The following is a 2,067-nucleotide window of genomic DNA, read 5'->3' as shown; positions in this document are numbered from 1 at the left end:
AGACGATCAAGGCGGCCGGACAGGCGGTGGCCCTCGGTGACGAGGTGACCGTCGTCGCGGATCCGGACGCCGACGCGTACGCCGTGGACGCGCTGACGGAGGTGCTGCGCGCGGCCGGTGTCCGTACCGTACGCACCGCCTCCGTACGCACCGGGTCCTCGGCCACCGGCGGCGGACCGCTCGTCCTCATGGGCGGCAGCGGCGCGCGTGAGGCGCTGCGCGCCCTGCGCACGCCGGACAGCGCCGACCTGCCCTCCGGCGGCTACCGGATCGCCGTGGGCACCGTGACCGGACGTGACACCGTCGCGCTGGACGGCGTCGGCGACGACGGTCTCTTCCACGCCGTACAGACCTTGCGCCAGCTCGTCGTGGAACGGGCCGGCCGTCCTTCCGTCCCGGGTGTGGCCGTGCTCGACTGGCCGGGTACGGCCGTACGAGGGACGACCGAAGGTTTCTACGGGCAGCCCTGGGACCACCGGCAGCGGCTGGCCCAGCTCGACTTCATGGGCCGCACCAAACAGAACCGCTATCTGTACGCGCCCGGCGACGATCCGTACCGCCAGGCGCTCTGGCGCGAGCCGTATCCCGCCGCGCAGCGGACGGAGTTCCGTGAGCTGGCCGAGCGCGCCCGGCGCAACCATGTGACGCTGGCCTGGGCCGTCGCTCCCGCCCAAGCCATGTGCATGACCTCGCGGCGGGATCTGCGGGACCTCACCCGCAAGATCGACGCGATGTGGGCGCTGGGCGTGCGCGCGGTGCAGCTCCAGTTCCAGGACGTCAGCTACAGCGAGTGGCACTGCGGCGAGGACGCGGACACCTTCGGTTCCGGGCCGGCCGCCGCCGCGGCGGCCCAGGCGCGGGTGGCGAACGCGGTGGCGGAGCATCTCGCGGACCGCCATCCCGGCGCGGAGCCGCTCACGGTGATGCCGACGGAGTACTACCAGGACGGCACGACGGAGTACCGCGAGGCGCTCGCCGGGGCGCTCGACGCGCGTGTGCAGGTGGCGTGGACGGGAGTCGGTGTCGTACCGCGCACGATCACGGGCCTGGAGCTGGCCGGCGCGCGCGCCGCGTTCGGCCGTCCGCTGGTCACCATGGACAACTATCCGGTCAACGACTACGACCAGGGCCGTATCTTCCTCGGTCCGTACACCGGCCGCGAGCCGGCCGTGGCCACCGGCTCCGCCGCCCTGCTCGCCAATGCCATGGAGCAGGCGTCGGCGTCCCGTATCCCGCTCTTCACGGCGGCGGACTACGCCTGGAATCCGCGTGGATACCAGCCGCAGGAGTCCTGGCGGGCCGCCATAAACGATCTCGCGGGCGGCGACGCCGAGGCGCGCGAGGCGCTCACCGCGCTCGCGGGCAATGACGCCTCGTCCATTCTCAGCTCGTCGGAGTCCGCGTATCTGAAGCCGCTGCTGAGAAACTTCTGGCGGTCCCGTACGACCACGGACAGCAAGAGCAGAACGGCCGCGACGAACAGGCTCAGAGCCGCCTTCACGGTGATGCGGGAGGCTCCGGAGCGGCTGGCGGGCATCGCGGACGGCCGGCTGGACGACGAGGTACGGCCCTGGCTCGACCAGCTCGCGCGCTACGGGCGGGCCGGTGAGCTGGCCGTCGACATGCTCCAGGCGCAGGACCGCGGCGACGGCGCGGCGGCCTGGCAGGCGCTGCTGGATCTGGAGCCGCTGCGCGAGGAGGCCCGTACGGACCGGGCGACGGTCGGCAAGGGCGTGCTCGGGCCCTTCCTGGACCGGGCCGTGGACGAGTCGTCGGTGTGGACGGGCGCGGACCGGGCGCCGGATGCCGAGAAGGTCGCCAAGGACGGGCGCTCGTACACCGTGGACCTCGGCGCGGCCAGGCCCGTCGAGGCGGTGAACACCATGTCCGAGCCCGGCACGGGCGCCGGCGCGACGGTCGAGGCGCATGTGCCGGGCCAGGGCTGGCGCGCGCTGGGCCCGCTGTCGACCAGCGGCTGGACCCAGTCGGACGCGAAGGGCCTGCGGATCGACGCGGTACGGATCGTCCCGCCCGGCGCGGGCTCCGGCTCGGGCGTCGCCGGTCCCG

The 2,067-nt window shown here is 73.5% G+C and carries 1 protein-coding gene; it reads left to right on the top strand.

The window, feature by feature from the left end; genetic code table 11:
- On the top strand, positions 1-2,067 hold a 2,067-nt coding region (locus tag GA0115259_RS37390), incomplete at both ends, for a beta-N-acetylhexosaminidase family protein (protein WP_107469418.1).

The sequence above is a fragment of the Streptomyces sp. MnatMP-M17 genome (genome assembly GCF_900091995.1).
Classification (GTDB): domain Bacteria; phylum Actinomycetota; class Actinomycetes; order Streptomycetales; family Streptomycetaceae; genus Streptomyces.
This window is presented reverse-complemented; position numbering and strand designations above follow the sequence as displayed.